At 70.8% G+C, this 25,403-nt stretch carries 21 protein-coding genes; 10 read left to right on the top strand and 11 right to left on the bottom strand.

Annotated features, from left to right (window positions below):
- Positions 1-87 precede the first annotated feature (87 nt).
- Genes B0293_RS06260 through B0293_RS06245 form a run of 4 tightly spaced genes read right to left on the bottom strand, consistent with a single transcriptional unit; the run spans position 88 to position 6,444 of the window.
- Positions 88-2,262: a transglutaminase TgpA family protein gene (locus B0293_RS06260; RefSeq protein WP_039918206.1), complete on the bottom strand. Its 2,175-nt coding sequence runs from the start codon at positions 2,260-2,262 to the stop codon at positions 88-90.
- Positions 2,259-3,386 (bottom strand): DUF58 domain-containing protein, encoded by a 1,128-nt coding sequence (locus B0293_RS06255; RefSeq protein ID WP_005158215.1) that lies wholly within the window; start codon positions 3,384-3,386, stop codon positions 2,259-2,261. Before B0293_RS06255 ends, B0293_RS06260 begins: the two co-directional genes overlap by 4 nt.
- A 3-nt stretch (positions 3,387-3,389) precedes the next feature.
- Positions 3,390-4,343 carry an AAA family ATPase gene (locus B0293_RS06250; RefSeq protein ID WP_005158230.1) on the bottom strand — a complete coding sequence of 318 codons (954 nt, stop codon included), beginning with the start codon at positions 4,341-4,343 and terminating at the stop codon, positions 3,390-3,392.
- Positions 4,344-4,377: 34 nt separating this feature from the next.
- Positions 4,378-6,444: a fibronectin type III domain-containing protein gene (locus B0293_RS06245; protein ID WP_005158244.1), complete on the bottom strand. Its 2,067-nt coding sequence runs from the start codon at positions 6,442-6,444 to the stop codon at positions 4,378-4,380.
- A gap of 116 nt (positions 6,445-6,560) precedes the next feature.
- Between B0293_RS06245 and B0293_RS06240 the strand changes: the two genes are divergently transcribed.
- The gene (locus tag B0293_RS06240) at positions 6,561-7,877 is read left to right on the top strand and encodes a type VII secretion protein EccE (RefSeq protein ID WP_170065777.1); all 1,317 of its coding nucleotides are present in this window, start codon (positions 6,561-6,563) and stop codon (positions 7,875-7,877) included.
- On the opposite strand, the gene B0293_RS06235 is transcribed toward B0293_RS06240, so the two are convergent.
- Positions 7,870-8,346 carry a TspO/MBR family protein gene (locus tag B0293_RS06235; protein ID WP_005159672.1) on the bottom strand — a complete coding sequence of 159 codons (477 nt, stop codon included), beginning with the start codon at positions 8,344-8,346 and terminating at the stop codon, positions 7,870-7,872. The genes B0293_RS06240 and B0293_RS06235 overlap by 8 nt on opposite strands.
- Positions 8,347-8,432: 86 nt before the next feature.
- Here B0293_RS06235 and B0293_RS06230 point away from each other — a divergent pair, with 86 nt between their 5' ends.
- From B0293_RS06230 to B0293_RS06215, 5 genes are all read left to right on the top strand, one after another.
- Positions 8,433-9,197, top strand: coding sequence for a nucleotidyltransferase domain-containing protein (locus B0293_RS06230; protein WP_005159675.1), 765 nt, complete (start codon positions 8,433-8,435; stop codon positions 9,195-9,197).
- A 329-nt stretch (positions 9,198-9,526) separates the two neighbouring features.
- Complete coding sequence (locus B0293_RS06225; RefSeq protein ID WP_005159678.1) at positions 9,527-9,958, top strand: pyridoxamine 5'-phosphate oxidase family protein; 432 nt, start codon at positions 9,527-9,529, stop codon at positions 9,956-9,958.
- Between the two features lie 83 nt (positions 9,959-10,041).
- Complete coding sequence (locus B0293_RS44670) at positions 10,042-10,167, top strand: hypothetical protein (protein WP_005159680.1); 126 nt, start codon at positions 10,042-10,044, stop codon at positions 10,165-10,167.
- A 99-nt stretch (positions 10,168-10,266) separates the two neighbouring features.
- Entirely contained in the window at positions 10,267-10,644 is a 378-nt protein-coding gene (locus B0293_RS06220) for a VOC family protein (RefSeq protein ID WP_039918696.1), read from the top strand.
- 84 nt (positions 10,645-10,728) lie between these two features.
- Positions 10,729-11,511 (top strand): GAF and ANTAR domain-containing protein, encoded by a 783-nt coding sequence (locus tag B0293_RS06215; RefSeq protein WP_005159690.1) that lies wholly within the window; start codon positions 10,729-10,731, stop codon positions 11,509-11,511.
- A 7-nt stretch (positions 11,512-11,518) separates the two neighbouring features.
- On the opposite strand, the gene katG is transcribed toward B0293_RS06215, so the two are convergent.
- Entirely contained in the window at positions 11,519-13,750 is a 2,232-nt protein-coding gene (gene katG / locus B0293_RS06210; RefSeq protein WP_005159691.1) for a catalase/peroxidase HPI, read from the bottom strand.
- Positions 13,751-13,775: 25 nt separating this feature from the next.
- Positions 13,776-14,201 carry a Fur family transcriptional regulator gene (locus B0293_RS06205; protein WP_085939687.1) on the bottom strand — a complete coding sequence of 142 codons (426 nt, stop codon included), beginning with the start codon at positions 14,199-14,201 and terminating at the stop codon, positions 13,776-13,778.
- A 472-nt stretch (positions 14,202-14,673) separates the two neighbouring features.
- Here B0293_RS06205 and B0293_RS06200 point away from each other — a divergent pair, with 472 nt between their 5' ends.
- Entirely contained in the window at positions 14,674-15,990 is a 1,317-nt protein-coding gene (locus B0293_RS06200; protein ID WP_005159695.1) for an amidase family protein, read from the top strand.
- On the opposite strand, the gene B0293_RS06195 is transcribed toward B0293_RS06200, so the two are convergent.
- Positions 15,966-16,835 carry a LysR family transcriptional regulator gene (locus B0293_RS06195; RefSeq protein ID WP_005159696.1) on the bottom strand — a complete coding sequence of 290 codons (870 nt, stop codon included), beginning with the start codon at positions 16,833-16,835 and terminating at the stop codon, positions 15,966-15,968. The two genes, B0293_RS06200 and B0293_RS06195, sit on opposite strands and share 25 nt — an antisense overlap.
- A gap of 94 nt (positions 16,836-16,929) precedes the next feature.
- On the opposite strand from B0293_RS06195, the gene B0293_RS06190 reads away from it, so the two are divergent.
- Complete coding sequence (locus B0293_RS06190; RefSeq protein WP_005159700.1) at positions 16,930-17,469, top strand: cysteine dioxygenase family protein; 540 nt, start codon at positions 16,930-16,932, stop codon at positions 17,467-17,469.
- A 74-nt stretch (positions 17,470-17,543) separates the two neighbouring features.
- Here B0293_RS06190 and B0293_RS06185 read toward each other — a convergent pair whose 3' ends face one another.
- On the bottom strand, positions 17,544-18,518 hold the full coding sequence (locus B0293_RS06185) for an AraC family transcriptional regulator (protein WP_005159702.1): 975 nt from the start codon (positions 18,516-18,518) through the stop codon (positions 17,544-17,546).
- A gap of 107 nt (positions 18,519-18,625) precedes the next feature.
- On the opposite strand from B0293_RS06185, the gene B0293_RS06180 reads away from it, so the two are divergent.
- Entirely contained in the window at positions 18,626-19,738 is a 1,113-nt protein-coding gene (locus tag B0293_RS06180; RefSeq protein ID WP_005159705.1) for an FAD-dependent monooxygenase, read from the top strand.
- Between the two features lie 1,094 nt (positions 19,739-20,832).
- Here B0293_RS06180 and B0293_RS06175 read toward each other — a convergent pair.
- The gene (locus B0293_RS06175; protein WP_005162148.1) at positions 20,833-21,726 is read right to left on the bottom strand and encodes a hypothetical protein; all 894 of its coding nucleotides are present in this window, start codon (positions 21,724-21,726) and stop codon (positions 20,833-20,835) included.
- Complete coding sequence (locus tag B0293_RS06170) at positions 21,723-22,073, bottom strand: hypothetical protein (RefSeq protein WP_005162145.1); 351 nt, start codon at positions 22,071-22,073, stop codon at positions 21,723-21,725. Before B0293_RS06170 ends, B0293_RS06175 begins: the two co-directional genes overlap by 4 nt.
- Positions 22,074-22,119: 46 nt before the next feature.
- Between B0293_RS06170 and B0293_RS06165 the strand changes: the two genes are divergently transcribed.
- Entirely contained in the window at positions 22,120-25,362 is a 3,243-nt protein-coding gene (locus tag B0293_RS06165) for a CHAT domain-containing protein (protein WP_005162142.1), read from the top strand.
- Positions 25,363-25,403: the final 41 nt, after the last annotated feature.

Genomic DNA, 25,403 nt, shown 5'->3' with positions numbered 1-25,403 from the left:
ACCTGGACCGAATCGATACCGGCTCCCTGCCCACCACTGACGCGGTGAAGGGCGCTTTCCCCCCAGGGCATGAGGGGAAAGCGCCCTTCAGCCGCTTTTCCCGCCCCTCCCCTTGATCGGGATCAGGGTTCGCGGCTCGAGTGCCGCCAGCACCCGAGCCGCGAACGGTCTGGTGGCCAGTCCCCGCCGCAGTTCGCCGACTTCCTGCCACGCCCGCCGGACGGAGCCGTCGCCCACCGGCACCCCGGACCACAGCGTCACGTCGAGCACCTTGGCCAGCCTGGCGACGGGCTCGCGGATCCCTTCCCCGGCAAGCGATCCCGCGGACTCGGCGAGGTCGCGCGGGGTCATCCCGATCCGGAACGGCACACCGTGCGCGCGCAGCCGGTCGCGGATCTCGTCCCAGGCGCCCAGCACCCCTTCGGCACCGGATCGGCGACGGCGACGGCGGGCGCGGACGACCTTCGCCACCGGGACCCCGACGAGCCACAGGAGTCCGAAAAGGACGATCGCGGCGGCGAGTGAGAACCACCACCAGCTCGCGCCCGCGTCGGCGGTCTGGCCCTCGGCCGGGTCCGACGGTGTGCCCGGCGGAAGCTGCGGCGGCCGCAGTTGCTGCTCGGCGGGCAGTTGCGCCCGCGCCCGCGCGACGGCCTTGCCGGCCGCGGCCTGATCGCGTCCCGACTTGTCCGCCGCGGCGGTCGGGTCGAGCGGCACCCAGCCCGCCCCGGCGACCGCGACCTCGGGCCACGCCAGGACATCGCGGTTGCGGACGACGTGCATCCCGCCGTCGACCTCGGCCGAACCGCGGAACCCGACGACCAGCCGCGCCGGGATGCCGCTCATCCGCGCCAAGACGACGTACGCGGCGGCGAACTGCTCGCTCGTCCCGCGTTTGCTCTCCAGCAGGAAGTGCCGCAGCTGCGGCCAGCCGTGCCCGGTCGGCAGCTCGTCCGAGCCCGCCGCGAGCACGTAGTTCTTGGAGAGGAAGCGTTCCAGCTGGAGCGCGGTCTGGAACGTCGGACGCAGACCGCGCACGGCGTCCTTGGCCAGCTGCTCGACCTCGGGCGGCACCGCGCCGAGTCCGCCGAGCCCGCCCGGCGCCCGCGCGTCGACCTCGCCCGCGCCGAGATCGACGTCGGGTGAGGACCAGCTCAGCCGGTAGTTCCGTTCGGGCGACGGCGATTCCATCAGCAGGGTGCCCGCGGACTGGTCCACCAGCGGCGTCAGTCCGTCCACCCCGGTGAGTCCCTGGTGACTCGGCAGCCACGGCCCTGTGAGTCCGCGCACCTTCAGTTCGGCGGTGCCGCCGGTGCCGCCGGGGGCGCCGTCGAGACCCACGCCGAGCCGCTGGAGCCGGGAATCGGACAGCCAGTTCGACCCGTCGAAGCCGTTCAGCACGATCAGGCGCCACTGGTCGACCGGGGTGTCGCCTCGATAGCGGAACACTTCCTCGTTCGGCCTGGTGAGCCGCTGGGCGATCTCGTCCAGCGGGTTGCCGAGCCTGCCCCGCGGCGGTGGCGCGGCCTGAGTGTCCTTGAGCGCCAGCGGGTCGCGGCCGACCGGGTCGAGCCCGGCGAGCGCGAGCGCCCCGGCGACCAGGGCGACCACTGTGGACAGTGCGGGCCAGACCGCCGATCCCGTCACCCGCCAGGAGAACCGCGGCCCGCCGGGCGCCCGGTTCCCCGGCCGAGTGCGACGGCCCGCCCACAGCAGCAGCCCGGCGGGCACCGTGTACCCGAGCGCCGCCGCCACCGCGCCGATACCCGTCAACGCCTGATACGCCTGCGCGAGCCCGGCGACGATCAAGCTCGGCACCAGTGCCACCAACGGCTTTTTCAAGCGCAGCAACAGCTCCACCCCGAGGACCACGGCGAGCAGCACCGCCAGCGGGACGAACAGCAGCTGGTCGGGAACCGGCCGGGCGGGCCACGTGGACTGTAGGGTGAGCTGCCAGCCTTCGGTGAAACCGCGCGCCACCCCTTGCAGCGAAGCGAGAGTGGGCAGGAAGGCGAGCGTGGTCGAGGTCAGCACCGTCTCGATAAGACCGAGCAGGCCGAGCAACGCGACGAGCAAAGGCCGGTAGGGAACCAGCTTGGGGAACTTCCCGGTCAGCTCGACGCAGCCGTAGCCGACGAGGACGACCACGAGCACCGGGACCACCAGCGGCTTCCAGCCGAACACCGGCGTGAACAGCAGCCCGGCGACGCCGGTCGCGCCGAGCAGCCCGGCGACCGCGATCCGGTCGAATCCCGCGCTCATGCCTTCGCCACCAGGGAATTCCACTGCGCCGCGGCACCGGCGGCGTCGACCGCGATGAGCACGCCACCGGAACCCGCCGACGGCCTCAGGTCACCGAGCCGGACGACGGTGTCGGGCCGCCAGCGCGCGGCATGGCCGAGGTCGGCGTCCGGGCCGGTGATCACCACCAGCACCCCGCCGGGGCGTTCGGCGGCGGCCAGGGCCGAGGGTAGCAGCGGTGCGGCGTCCGCCGCGTCCTGCGTGACGAGCGCGAGTTCGTCCAGCAGCGTCCTCGCCGCGCGGACCCCGCTGTCGGTCAGGGTGTCCGCGCCCGCGGACGTGATCAGGCGGCAGTGCTGGCCCGCCGACGCCGACGCGTAGAACAGGGAGGCGGCCACCTCGACGGCCTCTTCGAAGACGGCGGGCCTCATCGCCCCGGGCCGCGTGTCGAGCACGGCGGTGAACCGCGGCTGGGCCGGATCGGCGTACTCGCGCACCATGAGCCGTCCGGTCCGGGCGGTCGCCTTCCAGTGCAGATGCCGGACCTCGTCGCCGATCACGTACTCCCGAACCGCGCGCAGATCCGCCGAACCGCGCAACGGCGGATCGGTGATCGGGCCTTCGTGGTGGTGACGCGGATGGCCTGCCTGCGCCGCCCGCACCGCGTGCCGTCGCGGATGCACCCACAGCCACGCGCTGTCCCCGACGGTCTGGTCGCCGCGGGCGAGGTCGAACAGGTCGGGCCGGTGCACGACGAGCGGGCCGACCCGCAGTTTGCCGCGGACCGTCGTCGGCAGTTCGTAGTGGTACGTCGCCTCCGCGCCGGGCGCGAGCGGGCGGACGCGCAGGCTGTGCGTTTCGGCCCCGATCCCGTCCGCCGCGGCGAAACCGCCGTGCCGCCGGGCACCGGCGTTGCGCACGACGAGCGTGGCCAGCGCGGGCTTCCCGCGTTCGACCCGGTCGGGCCGGACGGTCCGGCCGATCTCCACCCGGGGCCGGAACCTGGTGGTGGCCAAGGCGATCAGCACCGCGCCTGCCGCGACCCCCGCGAAGGCACGGAAGAACGTGTACCCGGCCAGCTCGCCGAGTGCGTAGAACCCGGCGGCGAAGGCGAGCACGATGACGCCGCGGCGGGTGAGCCGCACGGCCTACCTCCCCATCGCGGCCATGGGAGCGGCCGTCGCGCCCAGGAGTTCGTCGACGATGTCGGCGGTCCGCCGCTGGTTGAGTTCCGCGTCGGGCGTCAGCACGAGCCGGTGGTCGAGCACCGGGTGCGCGACGTCCTTGACGTCGTCCGGGGTGACGAAGTCGCGGCCGAAGGTGGCGGCGAGCCCTTGTGCCGCCCGGATCAGCGCGATGCTTCCGCGCGGGCTCGCGCCGTAGCGGACGTCCGGATGCGACCGGCTCGCCGCGGCCAGCCGGACCGCGTAGTTGACGATCTCGGGCGCCAGATTGGACTTGCGGACCTCGTCGATGACGGACTGGACGTCGGCGATGCTCAGCACCGGCTTCAGTTCGTCCGGGGTCACCCCGGCGCAGTCCCCCATCACGACCCGCATCTCGGATTCCAGATCCGGGTAGCCGACCGAAATGCGCATGAGGAACCGGTCCAGCTGCGCTTCGGGCAGCCGGTAGGTGCCCTCCAGCTCGATCGGGTTCTGCGTGGCCACCACGAGGAACGGCCGAGGCACGGCCTGGCCGACGGAGTCGACGGTGACCCGGCGTTCGGCCATCACCTCCAGCAGCGCGGCCTGTGTCTTCGGCGTGCCCCGGTTGATCTCGTCCGCCAGCACCACGTTGGCGAAGATGCCGCCGGGGTGGAACTGGAAGCGTTCGGCGTTCTGGTGGTAGACCATCACGCCGGTGATGTCGCCGGGCAGCAGGTCGGGGGTGAACTGGATCCGGCTCCACCGGCCGCCGATGCTGGCGGCGACGCAGCGCGCGATCGTTGTCTTCCCGACGCCGGGCACGTCCTCCATCAGCAGATGCCCTTCGGCGAACAGCGCCGCCACGGTGAGCCGGACGACCTCCGGCTTGCCGCGCACCACCGATTGCACGTTCTCGGCGATCTGCTCGTAGGCGACCCTGGGTGTGAGCGTCACAGCTGTTCTCTTTCCTTTCGTCGGACGGCCTCGGTCACGAGGGCACGCCCCGCCAGCTGTCGGTGGCGGTTCCCGCGGAGGTCTTGATGGTGGCGGTGATCGTGATGGCGCCGAGCCAGGTGACGTCCTTGATGGTCAGGGTCGTCGCCCCGGAACAGGCGACCGGCTTGGTCTCGACGAAGAACTCCGCCTGGCAGGTCGCCGGCGCGCCCTTGCCGTCGGCGATCACGGAAACGAGCAGCGAGGTGCCCTGACTCCGGACCTGGGTGATGGTGATCGTCGGTGGCCCCGAAACCACCGGGACGGTGACCTTCCTGCTGCCCGCCGCCCCGGTGAGCGGGGATCCCGAACCGAACTTCGTGACCGCGCGGACCGTGACGGTCAGCGCACCGGTGACCCCGGTGAATTCCGTGGACGTGCCCGAAAGTGTGCGCTGGCCCTGGCCCGTCGCGCTCACCAGGTAGTGCACCAACGTGCCGCCCCGGAGGTCCGGCTGGGTCCAGCTCACCGACACCTTGCCGTCGGCACCGGCTTTCGCGGTGACGACCGGCGCAGTGGCGGGCCGGTTGGCGGGTCCGGGGACGACGGCCTTGGCGCTGACGCCCGCCCCGAGTCCCGCCGAATTCTCCGCGACCACGGTGACCACGTACGGGGTTCCGTTGTCCAGACCGGAGATCGTGGTCCCCTGGGACGATCCGCCGACCTTCGTGGAACCGCCGGGCCAGCTCACCCGGTAGCCGGTGATCCGCGCGCCGTTGTCCGCGGCCGGGCTCCACGAGACCTTGATCGAGCCGTCTCCGGAGGTCGCACTCAGTTTCCTCGGCGCGCCGGGCGGAGTCGCCTTCGCCACCGGCGGGATCGCCTTCTGGGTGTTCGGAGGCGCCTGTCCCTGCTGCGGTCCCTGCCTCGGCGGCGCCGGCGGGGGCTGCTCGCCGGACGGGTCCGGTTCGGCCGGCGGCGCGCCCGCGGTCTGGCTGTTGGCCGCCTTGTCGACGTCGACGTCGACCACCGAGCCGTCCTCGCCGTTGACGACCAGCACGTGCGAGCCGTCGGAGCTGTCGACGTAGATCCGGTTGTCCTCGCCCTTGGCCAGCCTCGGCGCCGCCCCCTGGTTCGGCACCTTCGCGGTGGACTTGAGCTTGCCGGTGGCGTCGTAGGTGAGCACCTCGCCGCGGGTCTCGTCGACCATGGCGACGACGTTCGACGACGAGAGCGGGCCGTTGAACCGGCTGCCCTTGGTCAGCTCGACCGAGATCGGCTTCGCGGAGGGGCGGTCCTGGTCGAGGCCGCTGACGTCGATGAGGTGGAGCTGGTTGCGCTCCGGGTCGGCGATGGCCAGCCGGTCACCGGCGGCGCTGTTGGCCACCTGCGCCGACGGCGAGAGCTTGATGCCGAGCGGCAGGGCTTCGCCGAGTCCGTCCGGGCCGACCCGGTGGAGGCTGTCGCCGGTCATGTCGAGTACCACCGGCCGGTCACCGAGCAGCGTGAGCCCGCCGCCGTGTCCAGGCGGGAGCTGCGCGGTGCAGGTCAGGACCGCGGCGCCCTTGGGCAGCTCGCAGATCGAGCCGTTGTCGACGCGGAGCACCCACACCGTGCCGTCGCCGGTCGCCACCGGCCGGGACAGTGGCCCCCCTGCGGGCACCGTCGCGGCGGGGTCGCCGAGCCGCACGATCTGACCGGCGTTGCGGTAGACCAGATACGGACCGCCCGCGATCTCCAGCACGAACGGCGTCTCCGGCGCGGGCGGCGGCGTGGACTCCTCCACGGTCAAAGTCGACTTGTCGAACTCCGTGATGCGGTTCCGCTCGACCACGTAACCCGAATCGTCCCCCTGCGCTACCTGGCTGCCGCTCGCCGCTCCGGGCACGTCCGCGCGCGCGTCGACGCGGTTCGTCGAGCCGTCGACGTGGAACGCGGACTGGGCGGCGTCGTTGTAGACCCAGTGCCCGACCTGGACGAACTCCAGCCGTTCCGGGGTCGCGGCCGCTCCGGTCACCGCGAGGCCGACCAGCGCGAGGCAGCCCGCGACCATCAGCGCGACGGCCATCCGCGTCCTGGCCACGACACTGAACCGCTTCGTGTCCCGCTCATCGGTGTTCACGCGATCAAGCTAGAGAGCCACCATGAAATTTCGATGAAACTGCCTGTCTCGGGCCTGTGTCATCGAAACCTCATGTTCGCCGGACACGCTGGGGCGGACATCGAGGAGGCAGGACGATGACCGAATCCGGCGCGGCCAGGACGGGCGGGCGGTACCAGGCGCCGCCCCCGCCGCTTCCCCAGGCGGCACCGGCCGTGGGGCGGCACGAAGCTCTGCCCGACCAGCTCGCCTACGCCGCGCCCGCGGCCCGGGCGGCCGCACGGGAAGCCGCGCTGCACGCGCTCGACGCCGCCCGCCGGACCGGGCAACGGCCGCAGTGGACCGCGCCGGCGCCCGTCCCCGTGCCGCCGCAGGCCTCGCCGCCGCCGACTCCGGCGGTGCCCGTTCCGGCGCGGCGCCCCGGCCGGTTCGGCGGGATCGGGGTGCCGCAGATCATCTGCTGGCAGCTCGTCCTCGTCGCGCTCGTCCTGGTGGCGGGACGGCCTTGGCCGCTGGTGGCGGCGGTGATCACCGTCGCCGTGGTGGTCCTCGCGCTGACCGCCGTGCGGATTCGCGGGCGCTGGCTCTACGAATGGCTCGGTTCGGCGTCGGGATACCTGCTGCGCGACCGCGACCGGGACCTCCGGAACGCGGGTGAAGCGGGCCGGGCGCTGTTGCGCCTGCTGTCGCCGGAAGCGGAAGGGACCACGGGCGAAATCGGCGACGAGACGGTGTATATGGTCAGCCGCGCCGAGGGGATCACCGCTGTGCTGCAACCGAAATCGGCCGGGCACGTGCAGCCGCTGCCGTCGCCGCTGGCGGTGCTTCCGCCGTCACGGGACCAGGATCTGGACGTCGCCGCGCAGGTCATCCACCACGTCGGCGCGGACCGCTCGCGGCCGCCGCGGGGCTGGGTCGCGCTGCAGGCGCTGCGCACGGCCGACGTCCATCGCGACGCCGATGTGCGGCAGGCACTCGGGAACACGGTCCGGCGCGTGCGGCGGCAGCTCCGGCGCGACGGGCTGCCGGTGCGGGCGCTCGCCGAGAACGAGGTCCTCGGCGCGCTCGCCTCGCTGGCGCACGTGACGGCGGGCCGGGCGCGGATCCGGGAGGACTGGCGGTTCTGGCACAGCGGCCCGATCTGCCAGACGACCTTCCGGCTCGACGGCTGGGACGCGCTGTCACCGGTGCTCGCGGCGGATCTGTCGCGCCGTCTGCTCGTCGCCGCTCCTGGGGCCGCGGTGACGCTCGCCGTGACCGCGCGCCGGGGCACCGCCGAGGCCGAACCCCGGGTCAGCGCGGCGATCCGGGTCGCCGCCGCGGGGCGGCACGCGGTGGAACACGCGGTGCGGGACCTGGAACTCGCCGCCCGCCGGGGCGGGCTCACGCTGGAGCGACTGGACGGCAGGCACGCCAAGGGGGTGGCCGCCACCCTGCCGATCGGGGTCAGTTGAGCACGACGATCGCGAGGTTCAGCGCGGTCGCGTACAGCGTCCAGGCGAGGTACGGCAGCAGCAGCGCGGCCGAAACCCGGGAAGAGCGGCGGAAGTACAGCGCGGTGACGACGACGGCGACGTCGAGCAGGACGATGTCGGCCAGGGCGAGACCGTACGCGCCGCCCGCGAAGAACAACGGCGTCCACGCGGCGTTCAGGACCAGTTGCGCCGCGTACCAGGCCAGCCCCCGGCGTTCCCCGCCGGATTTCCAGTACAGCCAGCCGGAGACGGCGATCCCGAGGTACAGCACCGTCCACACCGGACCGAACAGCCAGGCGGGCGGCGCGAACGACGGCAGGTCGAGTCCACTGTAGACAGAGCGGGCGTCGGCCGCGGCGAGTCCGCCGACGACGGCGACCACCGCGACCGCGGCCAGGAACGGGAGGAGCGCGAGCGGGGCGCGGGATCGTCCCGGGATCGTGGTCATCTTCCGAGGGTACGGGCGCGATCAGGGTCCCGCGCGCTCAAAACCCGTCGCGTCCGCCCGGCGACGACCCTAAGATCGTTCGCGCGATGAACGACGACACCTTTCTTGCCCACGTGGCCGACACCCTGGCCGCGCTGCCCGCCGTGCACGCCGTCACCCTCGGTGGCTCACGCGCCCAGGACACCCACGGCCCCGGCAGCGACTGGGATTTCGCCGTCTACTACCGCGGCGGCTTCGATCCCGCGGCTCTGCGCGCCGTCGGCTGGGAAGGCGAGGTCTCCGAGATCGGCGCGTGGGGCGGCGGCGTGTTCAACGGCGGCGCTTGGCTCACGATCGACGGCAGGCAGGTCGACGTCCACTATCGCGACCTCGACGCCGTCGAACACCAGCTCGCCGAAGCACGGCAGGGCCGGTTCCACTGGGAGCCGTTGATGTTCCACCTCGCGGGCGTCCCGAGCTATCTGCCCGTCGCCGAACTCGCCGTCAACCGGGTGCTGCGCGGCGAGCTGCCGCGGCCGGAGTACCCGGAAGCGTTGCGGGAGACGGCTCCGCCGATGTGGCGGGGCCGCGCGGAGCTGACCCTGCGCTACACGCGCGGCGCCTTCGTCCCGCGCGGGCAGGCCACGGAGGTCGCGGGCGCGCTGGCGACCGCCGCCATGGAGACCGCGCACGCGGTACTCGCGGCACGTGGCGAGTGGGTCACCAACGAGAAGCGGCTGCTGGGGCGGGCGGGATTGCGCGAGGTCGACGCGATCGTCGCCGGTCTGCGGGCGGATCCCGGCGTCCTCGCCGAGGCGGTGGACCAGGCGGAAGCGTTGTTCCAGCTGGTCGTGAGTGGCCAGGCCGGTTAGAGCGGACCAGCATTTACCGACCCACCCGGCCCGGCGGCGGGCATGCGGGAGGCCGCGTTGCGAAAGCCACTTTCACAACGTTGAAGGTTGCGAAAGTGGCTTTCGCAACACCACTTGCGAGGCCACGCGCCTGTGCGGAATCGGCTGCCGCACCAGCACAGGCCTGTACCTGCCCGTGAAGGCCCCCTTCCCTACCTTCAGAGTAGGGAAGGAGGCCTTCACGGACACTCGGCCGACAGGACACCCTGCCTTTCGCCACTAAGTAGCCAAAATCGCCCGATGGGATTGTCGGACTTGAGGCCACCGGCCACTCGGGATCTAGTTCCGCCATGTCCACGACCGATGTCTCCGCCCTCGCGCGGAACACGCTGGCCGCCCACCAGTCGCTGTACCTCGCCACCTCCGGCGAGTCCGGCCCTTGGGTGAACGGCGTCTTCTTCGCCGAGTCCGACCTCTTCACCCTCGTTCTCGTGCTGGAGCGACGAGGTCGCACGCTCGCCGCCCTGCGGCACAACCCGGTGGCCTCGGTCATCGTCTCCACCGGCTCACCCGCCGACCCGTTCCTCCAGGCCATGGTCCGCGCGGAGATCCTCGACGGCGAACGGGCCCAGACCGCCCGCGACCTGCTCGTGGCGAAGGTGCCGTACGTGGCGCCGTTCCTGGACACGCCCATCGAGACCGTCCAGCTGTCCGTGGAGTCCTGGCGCGTCACCGACATCCCCAACGGAATGCTGCCCGGCAAGGAGCTGGCGGCCGTCTGACGCTGTGGCGCGGGTCACGGAATGACGGGCGATCTTCAGCGCTACAGAGAGATAAGACCCGTTCCGTACCTCTAGGGAGTGACATGTCCGCTACCGCCACGCCGGAAGAGACCACGCTGGCCGTCCCCGCGCTGGACGACTTCGACTTCCCGCTGACCGACGGTGCGGCGTGCCGCATCGACGACCCGGACTGCGAAGCCTGCCAGTAGGGACCGACGAGGTCCGTGAAGGCCTCCTTGAGGGACCCTGGGTCCCTCAAGGAGGCCTTCACGGACTTGTACGAGCCCGAACCCGGTTACCCTCGCACCATGGCCTGCCGTATCACCGAACTCATCCTCGACTGCGCCGATCCGGTCCGGATGGCCGCGTTCTGGTGCGAAGTGCTCGGATACGTCGAGATCGGCAAAGACGGCGAAGACATCGAGATCGGCCCGCCCGGCGTCGGGTTCGGCGGCCCGCAGCCCACCCTGATCCTGAGCCGCAGCGACGACCCGAAGCCCGGCAAACTCCCGCTGCACCTCGACGTGAACCCCACCGACCGCGATCAGGACGCCGAGCTGGAACGGCTGCTCGCCGCCGGTGCGCGGCCCGCCGACGTCGGCCAGACCGGGGAAGAGTCGTGGCACGTGCTCGCCGACCCCGAGGGGAACGTGTTCTGCCTCCTGCGCAAGCGGGTCGAGCCCTGAGGCCTCGTCCGCGGAGGGCTCGATTGGGGGCGGGCGTCACGGGGTATCCGGTGAAGGACACGGAACCCTACTGAATGGTCACTGATGGCGGACGAACGACTGTGGCAGCGTGACAAGGCCGAATTCGGCGCGGGCGGTGACGCGTCGGCGGGCCCGCTGGCCGAGCAGTTCGTCGAGCTCACCCGCCTGCTGCTGGCCGCCTCGACCCCGGCCCAGGTCCTCGAACAGGTCATCGACGCCGCGTACCGGGTGGTGCCGGGCGCGGATCTGGTGTCGATCACGCTCCGGGCCCCGGACGGGACCTTCCACACCCCGGTGTCGACCGGCGAGATCGCCCTGAAGCTCGACGAGGTGCAGTACCGCGCCGGGACCGGCCCTTGCGTCGATGCGGCGGACAGCGGGAGCCCGGGTTACATCCGCAGCGAGGACCTGGCGACGGAGAAGAGGTGGCCGGACTTCTCCGAGGCCGCCGTACGGCACGGCTACACCGCGATCCTGTCCACCGTCCTGGTGCCGGACGCGACGCCGCCGAGGCTGCCCGGGGCGCTGAACATCTACAGCCATCGCCCCGGCGCTCTCGACTCCCTGGCTCAGGACACCGCGCTGCTGCTGGCCACCCACGGCTCGCTCGCCCTGGCGAGCACCACTGCCGTCGGCCGGGCCGAACTGGAGGCGAGTCACCTCCGGCTGGCCGTCGAATCCCGCGACGTCATCGGGCAGGCGAAAGGGATCCTCATGCAACGACGAGGACTGACCGCCGACGAGGCCTTCGATCTGCTGCGCCGCACCTCCCAGGACCTCAACGTCAAACTCGCCGAACTCGCCCGCACCCTCGCGGCCCGGCACACCGAACTCGACACTCCGTGAACGCGCTTCAGCCGAGGTCGAACCGGTCGAGTTCCATGACCTTCGTCCAGGCCGCGGCGAAGTCGGCGGCGAACCGCTCGCGGGCGCTCCGGCCCGCGTAGACCTCGGCGAGCGCCCTCAACTGGGAGTTGGAGCCGAAGACGAGGTCGACCGCGGTGGCGGTCCACTTCACCTGGTCCGTGGCCGCGTCGCGGATCTCGTACACGTTCTCCTCGGACTCCGACACCTTCCACCGCGTGCCGGGCGAGAGCAGGTTGGTGAAGAAGTCGTTGGTGAGCACGCCGGGCCGGTCGGTGAGGACGCCGTGCCGGGTCTCGCCGTGGTTGATCCCGAGGGAGCGCAGACCGCCGGTGAGGACGGTCATCTCGGGCGCGGTCAGGCCGAGCATGTACGCGCGCTCGACGAGCAGCACCTCCGGCTGCTGTTTCTCGCCGGGACGCAGGTAGTTGCGGAACCCGTCGGCGCGCGGTTCGAGCAGCGCGAACGATTCGACGTCGGTGTCCTCCTGCGCGGCGTCGGTACGGCCCGGGTGGAACGGCACGGTCACCTCGGTGCCCGCGTCGCGCGCCGCCTTCTCGACGGCTGCGGAGCCCGCCAGCACGATCAGGTCGGCCAGCGAGATCTTGGCGCCGCCGGAGCCGGTGAACTCGCTCCGGATGCCTTCCAGCGTCTCCAGGACGCCCGCGAGCCGTTTCGGCTCGTTGACCTCCCAGCCGCGCTGGGGTTCGAGACGGATCCGGGCGCCGTTGGGCCCGCCGCGTTTGTCGGTGGACCGGAAGCTCGCCGCGGCCGCCCACGCGGTGCCGGCCAGCTGGGCGACGGTGAGACCGGATTCGAGCACCTTCGTCTTGAGTGCGGCGATGTCGGCGTCGCCCACGAGGTCGTGGTCGACATCGGGCACCGGGTCCTGCCACAGCTGCGGTTCGGGCACCCACGGGCCCAGGAAGCGGCTGACCGGGCCCATGTCGCGGTGCAGCAGCTTGTACCAGGCCTTGGCGAACGCCAGGGCGAACTCGTCCGGGTGCTCCAGGAAACGGCGCGAGATCTTCTCGTACGCCGGGTCGACGCGCAGCGCCAGATCCGTCGTGAGCATGGTCGGCTTGTGCTTCTTGGCCGGGTCCTGGGCGTCCGGGATGATCGCGTCGGCGTCCTTGGCGACGTACTGCTTGGCGCCACCCGGGCTCGTGGTGAGCTCCCACTCGTAGCCGAAGAGGATCTCGAAGAACCGGTTGCTCCACCGCGTCGGCACGTCGGTCCACGTCACTTCGAGGCCGCTGGTGATCGTGTCGGTGCCCTTGCCGCTCCCGTAGGTGCTCAGCCAGCCGAGACCCTGCGCCTCGATCGGGGCGGCTTCGGGTTCCGGGCCCACGTGCTCGTCGGCGTCGCCCGCGCCGTGCGTCTTGCCGAAGGTGTGGCCACCGGCGATGAGCGCGACGGTCTCTTCGTCGTTCATCGCCATCCGGGCGAAGGTCTCGCGGATGAAATGCGCCGCCGCGGCCGGATCCGCGTTGCCGCGCGGTCCCTCGGGATTGACGTAGATGAGGCCCATCTCCGTCGCGCCGACGTCCGGCACCATCTCGGATTCACCGGCGTAGCGCGCTTCACCCAGCCAGTCGGCTTCCGGGCCCCAGAAGATCTCCTCGGGTTCCCAGGTGTCCACACGGCCGAAGCCGAAGCCGAACGTCTTGAAACCCATCGACTCCAGCGCGACGTTGCCCGCGAGCACCAGCAGGTCGGCCCACGAGACCTGCTGGCCGTACTTTTCCTTGACCGGCCACAGCAGCCGCCGAGCCTTGTCGAGATTCGCGTTGTCCGGCCAGCTGTTGAGCGGGGCGAACCGCTGACCGCCGTCACCGGCCCCGCCGCGGCCGTCGTGGATGCGGTACGTGCCCGCGGCGTGCCAGCTCATCCGGATCATCAGGCCGCCGTAGTGGCCGAAGTCGGCGGGCCACCAGTCCTGCGAGGTGGTGAGCACCTCGACGACGTCCCGTTTGAGGGCTTCGACATCGAGCTTCGCGAACTCGTCGGCGTAGCTGAAATCCGCGCCGAGCGGGTTGGCCTTCGACGAGTGGACGTGCAGCACCGACAGGTCGAGCTGGTTGGGCCACCAGTCCTTGTTGGTGCGCGGGCGAGCGCCCTTCGGTGCGGGCGAATCGATCGCCGGGTTCTCGCTCTCGCTTCCGTGCGCTGTCACGGAGTCTTGGGCCACAGGGCAGCCCTTCTCCGGTGTGTCACTCATTTTCTTCCTTCCGGGCAGGCGAAAATCATCGCTGGACGGGTTCGGCCGCGCAGCCGGGGCAGACACCCCAGTAGACGACCTCCGCCTCGTCGATCACGAAACCGTGGTCGCGTGAGGCACTGAGACAAGGGGCGTGGCCGACGGCGCAGTCGACGTCCGCGATCGCGCCGCACGAACGGCACACGACGTGGTGGTGGTTGTCCCCCACCCGGGTCTCGTAGCGGGCGAGCGCGCCGGCGGGCTGGATGCGCCGGATCAGCCCGGCTTCGGTGAGCGCCCGCAGCACGTCGTAGACCGCCTGGTGCGAGACCGTGGGAAGGTCCGCCCGCACCAGTGCTATCACCGTTTCGGTATCGACGTGCGGATGATCGCGCAGCGCCGCGAGCACGGCCAGCCGAGGCCGCGTCACGCGCAACGAAACCGCCCGCAGCCGTGCCTCGAAGTCGGACATCACCGAAAACGATAGGAGCGTGTCTGGACCCGGTCAAACGACGGCGGCGGAAATCCGCCGGTCCGGGTGGTCGCGAGTGACGATTCGTGTTTCCGGCGGACCCGTATTCGACTGGGCTCACCGGGCAGGTCGGTCTCGCCGGACAGGGTTGCGAAAGCCACTTTCGCAACGTTGAAGGTTGCGAAAGTGGCTTTCGCAACACCAGCTCTCGCCGGAGCGACCAGGCCGCGGGGTGGTCGCGAGTGACGATTCGTGATCAGACGGCGAACTCACGTGATCGGAGGCGGAACTCGCGTGATCGGGCGGCGAACTCGGGTGTGCGGCATCCGATCACCCGAGGCCCGATCGGATCGACGGCCACCGCTAGTCCACAAAGGACCAAAGCGCCGCCGGTGGCGCCACCGGCCGGGGGCTTAAAACAAATGATTGTCCTTATCGGCAAGCAGGGCTCTTTTCACGCTAAGCTGACGCCGTGAGAAGAGCCTGGAGCGTCACGGAAAGCCGTTCGCGGGCGGAAGAAGTCCAGGATCTCCACGCCATCGCCCACCTCACGCCGGAAGACCCCTCGTGGCGGCCGGCGGGTCCGCTGGCGGGCGTCCCGATGGCCGTCAAGGACAACATCCACGTCGCGGGCATGCCGAACACCGCGGGCACCCCGGCGCTGAAGGACCACGTCCCCCGCGAGCACGCGAGCGTGGTCCGGCGGCTGATCGACGCGGGCGCCGTCGTCATCGGCAAGGCGACCATGCACGAACTCGCGTTCGGCATCACCTGCGACACGACACCGGTCGGACCGGTCCGCAACGCCCGCGATCCGTTCCGCTTCGCCGGGGGAAGCAGTGGCGGGACCGCGGTCGCCGTCGCGGCGGGCATCGTCTCGGCAGGCCTGGGCACCGACACCGGGGGCTCGGTGCGCGTCCCCGCCGCGCTCAACGGCGTTCGCGGTTTCCGGCCCACCACGGGCCGCTACCCGTCCGACGGCATGACGCCGTTGAGCAGCACCCGGGACACGGCAGGACCGATCGCCCGCACCGTCACCGATCTCGCGCTCCTGGACTCGATCCTCGCGGCCGAGAAACCGGAACCCCTCGACGGGATCCCGCCGTCCGCGGTCCGGCTGGGTGTGCCGCACGGCTTCCTGACCGGCGATCTGGAGGACGACGTCGAAGAGCTATGGGAGTCCGCGCTGTTCCGCCTGCGCGCGGAAGGCGTCACGCTGGTGCCCGTCGACGACACCGCGCTCGCCGAACTCAGCGCCGACCAGGGCATGCCACTGGTGGTCCACGAAGCGGGCATCGGGCTCCGGGCGTACCTCGGGGAACACGTGCCCGGCGTCTCGTTCGAGAGGCTCGTCCGCGAGGTCGCCGCGGCCGACGTCCGGGAGATCTTCGCCGGCTCGGTCATGCCAGGTGTCGATCCGGCCGTTTACGAAGCGGCCCTCGCCACCCGCTCCGCCTTGCGCGGCACCTACGCGAGGATCTTCCGCGAGACCGGCATCGACGCGCTGGCGTTCCCCACGACACCGGCGACGGCCAAGGAGTTCTCGGCCGTCGAGAGCTTCGTCCTCCGCGGACGGGCGGTCCCGACTTTCCCGACCTTCATCCGCAACTGCCAGCACGGCAGCATCGCGGGTTTCCCCGGTTTGACCGTCCCGATGGGGCGCGACCGGAACGGCCTGCCCGCCGGGCTGGCACTCGACGGCGCGCTCGGCGAAGACCGGAAACTGCTGGCCATCGGCGCTTCCGTCGAGCGGGCCCTGGCGGATCAGCAGGATTCGATACTGGCCTGAAGCGCGTGGATGAGCGCGGCGGCGGCAGGCGGATCCGGCGGATCGCCATACGTGGCGGCGTAGATCTGGCGAGGATCTTCGGCCAGCTCGGTCGCGTGGATCCCCGGCAGCCGGTGCGCGCGCAGCGCCAGCCTGGGCAGCGTCGTGACGCCCATCCTGGCGGCGACCAGCGCCTGCATGACGACCATGTCGTCGCTCACCAAGGAGATCCGCGGCGCGAACCCGGCGCGGCCGCAGAGGGTGACGAGTTCGTCCTGGCATCGGCCGCAGCCGCCGATCCAGGTGGAGTCACGGTGGTCGGCGACGGTCTGCCCTGGTTCGCTGGAGATCAGGTAGATCGGGTCTTCGAGCAGGTGGACCAGCCGTAGCCCCTGTTCCTCGCGCGGCGTGTCCGCGTACCGGAAGATCAAGGCGACGTCGATCCGCCCTTCCCGCAGCATGCGCAGCGCTTCGCCCGGCTGCTCGTCGACCAGCCCCAGCTCGATCCCGGGGTGCGCGCGGGCCAGCGCGGCGGCCGCCCCGGGAACGATGGTGCTCAGGATCGACTGGAACCCGGCCAGCCGGACCCTCCCCGCCCGTAATCCGACCTGCGCGGCCAATTCGGCCTCGGCGCCTTCGACCCGGCCGACGATCTCGGCCGCACGGGCGGCCAGCAGCTTCCCTTCCGGGGTGAGCCGGATACCGCGGCCGATCCGCTGGATCAGTTTCGCGCCGGTGGTGGCTTCCAACCTCGCGAGATGGTGACTCACCGCCGGTTGGGTGTAATGCAGTTCCTTCGCCGCCGCGGTCATCGAACCGTGTCTGGCGACGGCCGCCAGCACCGTGAGCTGGACCAGATTCAGCATACATAAAGAGTACCTATGAAAACGGAACAACGTCGTCATTGGACGTCCACCGGAGCCCGGACCACGATGGGAAGCGACCGGAAGGAGAACACCGATGACCGCCGCTTCCACCAATGTCAGACCCGGCCTCTCCGAGCTGATAAAACGGCTTCGCCTGTGCACCGGAAGAACGCACGAACCCCTTGTCACCGCACAGGCCGTGGCCTCCGTTCTCACCGAACTCCGGCCGACCACGGCCCTGCTCACCGCCGAGGAACGGGAAGGGTCCGCGACGGGATACACCCGCAACACCCTGCACGCGGAAGACGACTTCTCGATCACCGCCCTGGTCTGGCGGCCCGGCCAGCGCACCGAGATCCACGACCATCTGGTGTGGTGCACTTTCCTTGTGCTCCAAGGGACCGAGACGGAGAACATCTTCGACATCAAGGACGACCGGCTGGTCCGGACAGCGCAGCGGCAGCGCCCCACCGGCTCGGTCAGCGGGGTCGCGCCGCCCGACGACATCCACCAGGTGCACAACGCAGGCGGGACCGTCGCCATCACTCTGCACGTCTACGGCGCCGACCTCAGCAAGGGCACCAGCGTGCGCCGCAATTACCGGCTTCGTGGCGCGCCGACCTATAATTCGTGAGCATTACTCCATTCCGACCAACGCGCTCGTCCGGAATTCTTTTCACGCCGTGACAATTTTCACGCTCAATTCCACTACCGCCGGGCGGCGGTGTCCGATGGGAGCTCACCGAACCGGGAACGATAGTCGCCCGCGAATCGGCCGAGGTGGGTCACACCCCAGCGATACGCTATTTCCCCGACCCGGTCGCCGGTCGAGAGCAGTTCGTGCCGGATCCGGTCCAACCGGAGGCCGCGGACATAGCCCATCGGAGTGGTCCCGAGTTCTTCCCGGAACAGCCCGCTGATCGTCCTCGCGCCGCATCCGGCGGCCTCGGCGATCCGGCCGAGGGAGATCGGCTCCGCCAGATTGGCTTCGACGAAGGCGACGGCCGCCCGCAGCGCCCGGGGATGCGGGGTCGCGGGAACGCCGCGCAGCGTGGCGCTGTGGGTGTGCGGCTGGGCCAGCAGCAACGCGGTCGCGATGCAGCGCAATTGGCTTCGTCGTAGTTCTTCCCGCTGGAGCAGCGGATCGCCGGAGCCGAGCTGCTCGATCAAGGACCCGATCAGCAGCTTCACCGTCTTGCCCCGCGCCCCGGAAAGGTCGAGCGGAAGGTCGAAACGCACGGCGGCGCTCACCGGGCGCCCGGTGAGCGCCGCGTACTCCCGGCGGACGAGCCCGGCGCCGATCCGCAGGCCGAGGCATTCCGTGCCCGGCTGCTTCGGGCGCAGTTCCTGGACGTCACCCGGGTTGACCACCCCGGCCAGCGTCCGGCCGAGAACGGCTCGCCCGTCGCCGCTGCTCGCCCAGACCTCACCGGCGAGGCCCAGGTTCACGAAGTACGAATCCCTGCCGGGCACCGCGCCGACCCGGACGGCCAGCGGCGAGGCGAAGTAGCCGACGGTGAAGTCCGGGCCCGCGACACCGCGGACCTCGTGCTCACCGTCGGAGAAGGGACCGATCGGGCTGGTGGTGACCTCACCGCCGAAGAGCCGGGACGCCGCGTGGAGCAGGTTCACCGGATTGCCGGACTTCGTGATGACGAAATCGCGAAGAGGACCCGACGCCATCGCTCACCTCCCGGACGATCATGGCATCGGGCGATCCGTTGCCGGAACCGGACAGCCCTTGCCGGAACCGGAGCACGAACGCGAGGCCGCCTGCCTAACTTGACCGGATGGACATCAAGAACGGCACGCGTTCGGCACTGATCGTCGGCGCCGGGATCGCGGGACTGACCGCGGCGAGTGCGCTCCGCCGCCGCGGATGGCTTGTCGAGATCGTCGAAAAGGACGCCGAGGGCACCTCCGCGGGCTGGGGGCTGAGTTTGACCGGCCCCTCGCTGCGGGCGCTCGACGACCTGGGCCTGACCGATCGGTGCCTCGCCGCCGGATACGGCATGAGCGTCGTCACCAACACCGCCCCGGACGGAGCGGAGAGCACGTTCGAATTCCCGCGCCTGATCGGCCGTGACCGCCCGGCGATGGCGGGGATCGCGCGCCCGGAACTGCACCGGATCCTGCGCGCCGAAGCACTGCGGCTCGGCACCCGGATCCACTTCGGACTCAGCGTTTCCCGCCTGGGCCTCGAAAACGGCCGGGCGCGTGCCGAACTGACCGATGCGACGACGCGGACCGTCGACCTGCTCGTCGGCGCCGACGGGATCCGCTCCGCCGTCCGTGACCTCATCGGCCGCCCCACCCCGATCCGCTATCACGGCCAGCAGGTCTGGCGTGCCCTGATCCCGCGCCCCGGATGGGCCACCGGCATCCACACTTTCGCCGGTACCGGTCATCAGACGGGAGTCGTGCCGATCTCACCCGGCCAGGCGTACGTCTTCCTCACCGAGAACGACGTCCGCCCGGAAGACGAGCCCGCTCCGCGGATGGAAGATCTGATGGCCTCCTTCACCGGCCGTGCCGCCGAACTCCGTTCCCTGGTCGCACGATCCGATTCGGTGATCCGGCGGCCCGTGCGGACCACGCTCACCGCATCGTCGTGGTCCGGCGGCCCCGGCGTCATCATCGGCGACGCCGCGCACGCGCCCTCGCCGCAAACCGCTTCCGGGGCCGCCCTCGCCATCGAAGACGGCGTGATCCTGGCGCGGGAGCTCGATGATCGCCCGGACGTCCCGGAAGCCCTCCGGGCGTTCGCCCTCCGCCGCGGGGAACGGTGCGCGGCCCTGGTCGAGACCTCGGTCGCGGTCGCCGCCTTGGAACGGCAAGGGCGGCACCACGAGTCGTATCCGCTCATCGAAGCCTGCCATCACCGGATGGCACTCCCCGCCTAGCTTGAGTTTATCGAGGGGTAAGGCGAATGTGGCGTGTCCGAGCCCGCTGTCCAGCGGGCCCCTCTCCCGACGGCTTCAAAGTAGAGCCCTGCGGCGCGACCTGACGCCGGTGCCCACCCCCGAGTGCCCACATGGGACACTCAAGGGCGAATGCATGTCCGATTAATGCCTTTAAATGCGTTTTCGAGTGAGGTCGTGAGTGGCAAAGAGGGTTCTATTGAGGGGTAAGGCAAATGTGGCGTGTTCAGTCGCTCGCCCGTACGCCGACTTCGGGTGTTGCGAAAGCCACTTTCGCAACGCTCGGGGACTCCGCCGCCCACGAGGACGGATGACCCGGGGTGAAGGGGACTTTCCGCTCGTGCGGTGAGGGGAAAGCCCCCTTCACCACGCTGGTCGCGACCGAACACCGGTCCGTGAAGGCCTCCTTGAGGGACTCTGGGTCCCTCAAGGAGGCCTTCACGGACTTGGCACCTGACAGGACACCTTTGCCTTTCTGCTCAATAACCCTCTTTGCCACTCACGACCCCGTTGAAAAGTCGCCCAAAGTGCCCAAGTCGGGCACTCTGACTAAAGGTTTTGTCCCTTGTGGACAGTCGAGAGCGCATTCAGCTCCCGGGGTCGGTGTCAGGCCGGGTTCGGGGCGTCAGGTTTCGAAGGTTCCGGTGGAGGGCGCCGCAGGCCGGGGGCCCCTTCTCGTGAGTGATGAGGACGACTTTCCCCTCATCGCACGCGCGGAAAGTCCCCTCCATCCCGGGCCTTGCGATCCTCGTGGACGATGGGGCCGGAAGTGTCCCGAAAGTGGCTTTCGCGACACCCGAGACCGGCGTACGGTCGAGCGAACACGCCACGTTCGCCTAACCCCTCAAGGGAACCCGAGTCGCCACTCGCGACCACCCCGGCCAGTGCCTTCCGGTGTCGCCTGCCTGAATGCGCCGTCCCGAACGTCAGGGCAGTACGTCGCGGGCGCCACGTTCGAGACGGTGAGTGTCCCGGGCGTGGCGCTCGGGACACTCACGCCGACCCGACGTGGGGTGATAACGACACTTACCACTCACGACCCCGTTCCTGGGGCCGGTGTCAGGCCCCGTCCTGGTTCAGCGGCCCTTGCGGAAGATCGCGGACACCCGCGCGCCTTCGTCGACCTCCAATGGCCCGGCCGGTCGCTGGGTCTCGACACCGGCCGCGGTCGCCAGCGCGCAGCCGTACAGGTCCAGCGCGGACTCGGCCAGCGCGGTCAGATCGGTGATCGCGGCCCGGCCGCGGACCCAGCCCGTCGTGCCGATCACCACCGCCACCACGATCGCGGGCCACCAGAACACGCCGAGCAGCAGCGTCGGCCAGGCCCAGCTGGCGACCGTGACCGCCGCCGCGAACGCCCCGTTCGCGGCGGAGATCTCGGCGCGGGCGGTCTCCGGCATGGTGAGCCACAGGCGGGGCCACGCGAACGGGAGATCCAGGCCGTAGCGCCCGGCCGCGATCGCTTCCACGGCGTGGATCCGGTCCCCCATCCAGGTGGGCCTGCCCGGCCGCGCCATCGCGACCGCGTTCATCCGCGCGGAGGCACGATCGATCTCGTGTTGCGCCGAAGCGCTTCGGGCCACCGCGGGTTCCGCGGCCTCCAGCTCCTGCCGGTGCCCCAGACGCCGTTCCCACTTCCGGACGCGCCGGGCCGTCAGGATCCCTCCCGGCCACTGCCCCAGCCACAGTCTTCGGGTGACCCCCGCCATCGCCTGGACCAGCAGGCCGACCCCGGCCGACGCGAGCAGGGCCACGACGAGCACGACCACCTGCACGGTGCCCGCCCGGCCCGCGACGGACGTCGCCGTCGTCGTGAACACCTGCGACGCCATCGACAGGTCCAGCGCGTGCGCGTGCCCCAGCCGGGCACCGAGGAGCGCGCCGACGACGAACAGCGCGCCGGGCACGGCCAGCAGTCCGACCCACCGTTGCGCGAGGGTTTTCGCCAGTTCCTTGAAGAAGTCGCTCATCGAAGGCGCTTCATCGCCGAGCCGGTCAGCAGGCAGCGGGGCACCGGCCCGGCGGGCACCGGCCGTTCCTCGCGCGAGCAATGACCGAGCGGGCACCCGAACAGTTCCTCATGTGCCCGTCCGGCGCCCGCGCCGGGCAATCCGCCGTGCAGCGAACGGTTTCCGGTGGCCGGGTCGATGCCGAAGTACCGGCTGAGCAGACCGGAGATCGGCCGCCCCTCGGCCGCGGCCCGTTCGATCCGGGTCAGCTGCCCGCGTTTCGTCTCGTCGAGCCGCGCGACCTCGGCGCGCAGATCCGGCAGATCGAGGCAGAACCGTGCCACCACTCGCCGTTCGGCGTCATCCATCCGGTTCCTCCCCGCTCGGTGCCTTGATTGGGTACGGTATCGGCTGGTGGCACATCATGAGGCGCTGAATCGGTTGTCCGCACGGTTGGCCGAATTCCAACGGTCACGCAAGCCGGAGTCGTTGTTCACGTCCGACGCCGCGGCCGACGCGACCGAAGTGATTCCGATCGCGTTGTCCGGCAACGATGATCAGTGGGCCGCGGCGTGCCAGGTACTCGGCTGGTGGCGTTTCTTCCGTTGCTCCGTTCTGGGGACGGACGCCAAATACGCGGAGCTGGCCAAGGCGCTCGTCTTTCTCACCCGGCTGGCGGATCAACCCGCCGCGCTGCCCGAACCGGTCCGGACGCTGATCGGCCCGGCGGCCGAGGCGAACGCTCAAGCCGAAGTGGGACGCGATCTGCTGCTGGCAGGCTCGCGCTCCCCCGAACCGGAGTTGCTCGACGCCGGGATCATGTTGCTGTCGGCGGCGACCGACGCCGGCGATCCCCGGGCAGGCAGCCGGGTCGCGCTGCTCATCGTGGGCCTCCAGTGGCGTTATCGGCGCACCCGCCGGATGGACGATCTCGAGCGGACCATCGAAACCGGGGAACGCGCGATCCGAGTCCTCCCCACGGGGCATCCGGAACGTGCGGGGATCCTGTCGAATCTCGGCGTGGCCTATCGCTCCCGCCACGGAAGGACCGACGCGACGACGGACCTGACCCGCTCGATCGAACTGACCACGGCGGCGGTGACCTCGAGTCCCGACGACGCTCCCTTGCGCGCGGCGGGTCTGGCCAATCTCGCCGACACCTATTGCGATCGGTCGATCAGAACCGGCGACATCGGTGACCTGGGCACCGCGATCGACCACGCCGAACAGGCCTTGGCCCTCACCGCCTCCGGGGATCCGGACCACGCGAGCTGCCTGGCCAGGGTCGGTTCGATCCGGTTCCGGCGGTACGAACGCCTGGGCGACGTCGCCGATCTGCGGCAGGCCATCGATTTCGAGGAGCGGGCACTCGCGGCGGAACCGGACCTGTTCAAGCCGTTGACCGACCTCTGCGTGATGTACCGCGAGCGGTACCAACGGCTCGGCGACGTCGGCGATCTGAGCCGGGCCGTGGAATCCGGCGAGCGGGCGTTGGCGTCGCTGCCCGAAGACGACGCGCGCCGGGCCATCCCGGCGTCCATGCTCAACCTGGCCTGTCGCCACCTCTACGAGGCGACGCGGGACCTGGCGCAGCTACGGCGCGCGATCGGCTACGGCAGGCAGGCGGCCGCGGCGAGCCCTGCCGGTTCACCGGACAAGGCGAGCGCGCTGGGCAACCTCAGCCCCGCGCTGCAACGGCTCTACGAGCACACCGGCCTGCTTTCGGATCTCCAGCAGGCCATCGACGTCGACGAGGAAGCGCTCGCGCTGCTGCCCGAAGGTCATCCGACCCGCGTCACGTCACTGTCCAATCTCTGCGTCGCCTACGGGAGCCGGGCCGAGCACACCGAGGCGTCCGCCGACCGCGCGCACGCCATCGAGCTGGGTGAGCGGGCGCTGGCCGCCATCCCGGCCGACGACCCGACCCGGATCGTCACCGTCCGGACGGTGTCCGCCGCCTACCGGGACCAGTTCAAACACCACGGCGACGTCGCGAATCTGGATCGAGCGATCGAACTCGCCCATCTGGCGCTGGACACGCTGCCCGCCGATCACCCCACCCGGTATCGCTGCCTGTCCGATCTCAACACCGTCTACCAGCTCCGGCACCGGCATTCCGCCGACGAGGCGGACATGCGGCGCGGCATCGGGTTCCAGGAGCAGGCGCTGGCGTGCCTGCCCGCCGCGCATCCCGAACTGGCCAGGGTGGCCACGAACCTCGGCCAGGCGCACCACCAGTTCGCCGACACCACGGGCCGTCCCGTGGACAGGGACCGCCTCGGCCCGCTCATCGACGTGATCACCGAATCGGCCGCCACGGCTTCGACGACGCAGCAGGTCCGCTCCTTCCACGTGGCGGGCCGGGTGGCGACGGTGCTCGGTGACCACCGCCGTGCCGCGACGCTGCTGGACTCGGCCACCGCGCTGCTGTCGTCGCTCCCGCCGTCGGGCGCGGACTGGCGCGACCGCGAATACCGGATAGGCCAGTACACCGGGCTGGTACGGGAAAGCATCGCCGCGCACTGCGCCGTCGGCGATCCGGCGGGTGCCGTCGAGACGGCCGAGCGCGGACGCGGCGTCCTGCTCGCCGCCGAACTCGACGTCGACACGGATTCCGTTACGGCGCGGACGTTTTCCGAACTCCGGACGGCGGCGGCCGACGGCGTGGTGGTCCTGGTCAACACGAATCTCCGTCAGGGCGAGGCGATCATCGTCACCGCCACCGGCGACCCGATCCTCGTCCGGCTGCCCGGCCTCGGCGGCGCCGGACTGCACGAGCGGGTCCAGCACCTCATCGACGTCAACCAGCGAAGCGGGTTCGCGGCCGCGCTGCACCGGCGGCGGGTCGTCCCGGACATCACCGGCTGGCTGTGGGACGTCGCCGTCGCCCCGATCCTGGCCGCTCTGCCCACCGCGCGACGGGTCTGGTGGATGCCCACCGATCTGCTCGGCCTGTTCCCGTGGCACGCCGCCGGACGTCCCGGCGAACCGGGCGCTCTCGACGCGGTGGTCTCCTCCTACACCGCGACCCTGCGGACGTTGTCCCACGCCCGATCCCGTCCGCCGTCGGCCGGACGCAGGCAACTGACCGTCGCCGTCCGCGACGCCCCGGGCGCGACTCCGCTACCGGCCACCGCCGGCGAAGCGGAACACCTCCACGGCGCCCATCCGGACCTCCCGCTGCTGGTCGACGAACACGCCACGGCCGACGCCGTGCGCACCGCGCTGCGACAAGCGACGTGGGCCCATTTCGCCTGTCACGCCGACGCCGATCTGCTCGTCCCGTCCCGAAGCGGGCTCCAGCTCCACGACGAAATCCTGACGCTGTCCGAGATCAGCCGTCTGCGGCTGGCCGACGCCGAGCTGGCCTACCTGTCCGCCTGTTCGACCGCGAACCCGGGCATCACCCAGGCCGACGAGTCGCTGCACCTGGCGTCGGCCTTCCAGATGGCGGGCTTCCGGCACGTCATCGCCACGCTGTGGCCGATCGCCGACGACGTCGCGGCCACGGCCGCGCGCGAGATCTACCGGCACCTGGACGGAACCCCTTCCGCCGGCTCCGCCGCCCACGCCGTCCGGCAGGCCACCCTGGATCTGCGCGCCGAACACCCGGATCGCCCGGACCTGTGGGCTTCGCTCATCCACAACGGTCCCTGAGCCCGGAACGTCCATTGTGGACGTTCCGGGCTCAGCCGAGG

The sequence above is a fragment of the Amycolatopsis azurea DSM 43854 genome, assembly GCF_001995215.1.
Classification (GTDB): domain Bacteria; phylum Actinomycetota; class Actinomycetes; order Mycobacteriales; family Pseudonocardiaceae; genus Amycolatopsis; species Amycolatopsis azurea.
Note: the sequence above shows the minus strand (reverse complement) of the source record. Positions and strands in the feature narration are given on the sequence as shown.

Bases quoted from the DNA above. Each gene is read 5' to 3' on its own strand.
- B0293_RS06260 (WP_039918206.1), bottom strand. From the start codon at position 2,262: ATGAGCGCGGGATTCGACCGGATCGCGGTCGCCGGGCTGCTCGGCGCG.
- B0293_RS06240 (WP_170065777.1), top strand. From the start codon at position 6,561: ATGACCGAATCCGGCGCGGCCAGGACGGGCGGGCGGTACCAGGCGCCG.
- B0293_RS06235 (WP_005159672.1), bottom strand. From the start codon at position 8,346: ATGACCACGATCCCGGGACGATCCCGCGCCCCGCTCGCGCTCCTCCCG.
- B0293_RS06230 (WP_005159675.1), top strand. From the start codon at position 8,433: ATGAACGACGACACCTTTCTTGCCCACGTGGCCGACACCCTGGCCGCG.
- B0293_RS06225 (WP_005159678.1), top strand. From the start codon at position 9,527: ATGTCCACGACCGATGTCTCCGCCCTCGCGCGGAACACGCTGGCCGCC.
- B0293_RS44670 (WP_005159680.1), top strand. From the start codon at position 10,042: ATGTCCGCTACCGCCACGCCGGAAGAGACCACGCTGGCCGTCCCCGCG.
- B0293_RS06220 (WP_039918696.1), top strand. From the start codon at position 10,267: ATGGCCTGCCGTATCACCGAACTCATCCTCGACTGCGCCGATCCGGTC.
- B0293_RS06215 (WP_005159690.1), top strand. From the start codon at position 10,729: ATGGCGGACGAACGACTGTGGCAGCGTGACAAGGCCGAATTCGGCGCG.
- katG (WP_005159691.1), bottom strand. From the start codon at position 13,750: ATGAGTGACACACCGGAGAAGGGCTGCCCTGTGGCCCAAGACTCCGTG.
- B0293_RS06205 (WP_085939687.1), bottom strand. From the start codon at position 14,201: ATGTCCGACTTCGAGGCACGGCTGCGGGCGGTTTCGTTGCGCGTGACG.
- B0293_RS06195 (WP_005159696.1), bottom strand. From the start codon at position 16,835: ATGCTGAATCTGGTCCAGCTCACGGTGCTGGCGGCCGTCGCCAGACAC.
- B0293_RS06190 (WP_005159700.1), top strand. From the start codon at position 16,930: ATGACCGCCGCTTCCACCAATGTCAGACCCGGCCTCTCCGAGCTGATA.
- B0293_RS06185 (WP_005159702.1), bottom strand. From the start codon at position 18,518: ATGGCGTCGGGTCCTCTTCGCGATTTCGTCATCACGAAGTCCGGCAAT.
- B0293_RS06180 (WP_005159705.1), top strand. From the start codon at position 18,626: ATGGACATCAAGAACGGCACGCGTTCGGCACTGATCGTCGGCGCCGGG.
- B0293_RS06175 (WP_005162148.1), bottom strand. From the start codon at position 21,726: ATGAGCGACTTCTTCAAGGAACTGGCGAAAACCCTCGCGCAACGGTGG.
- B0293_RS06170 (WP_005162145.1), bottom strand. From the start codon at position 22,073: ATGGATGACGCCGAACGGCGAGTGGTGGCACGGTTCTGCCTCGATCTG.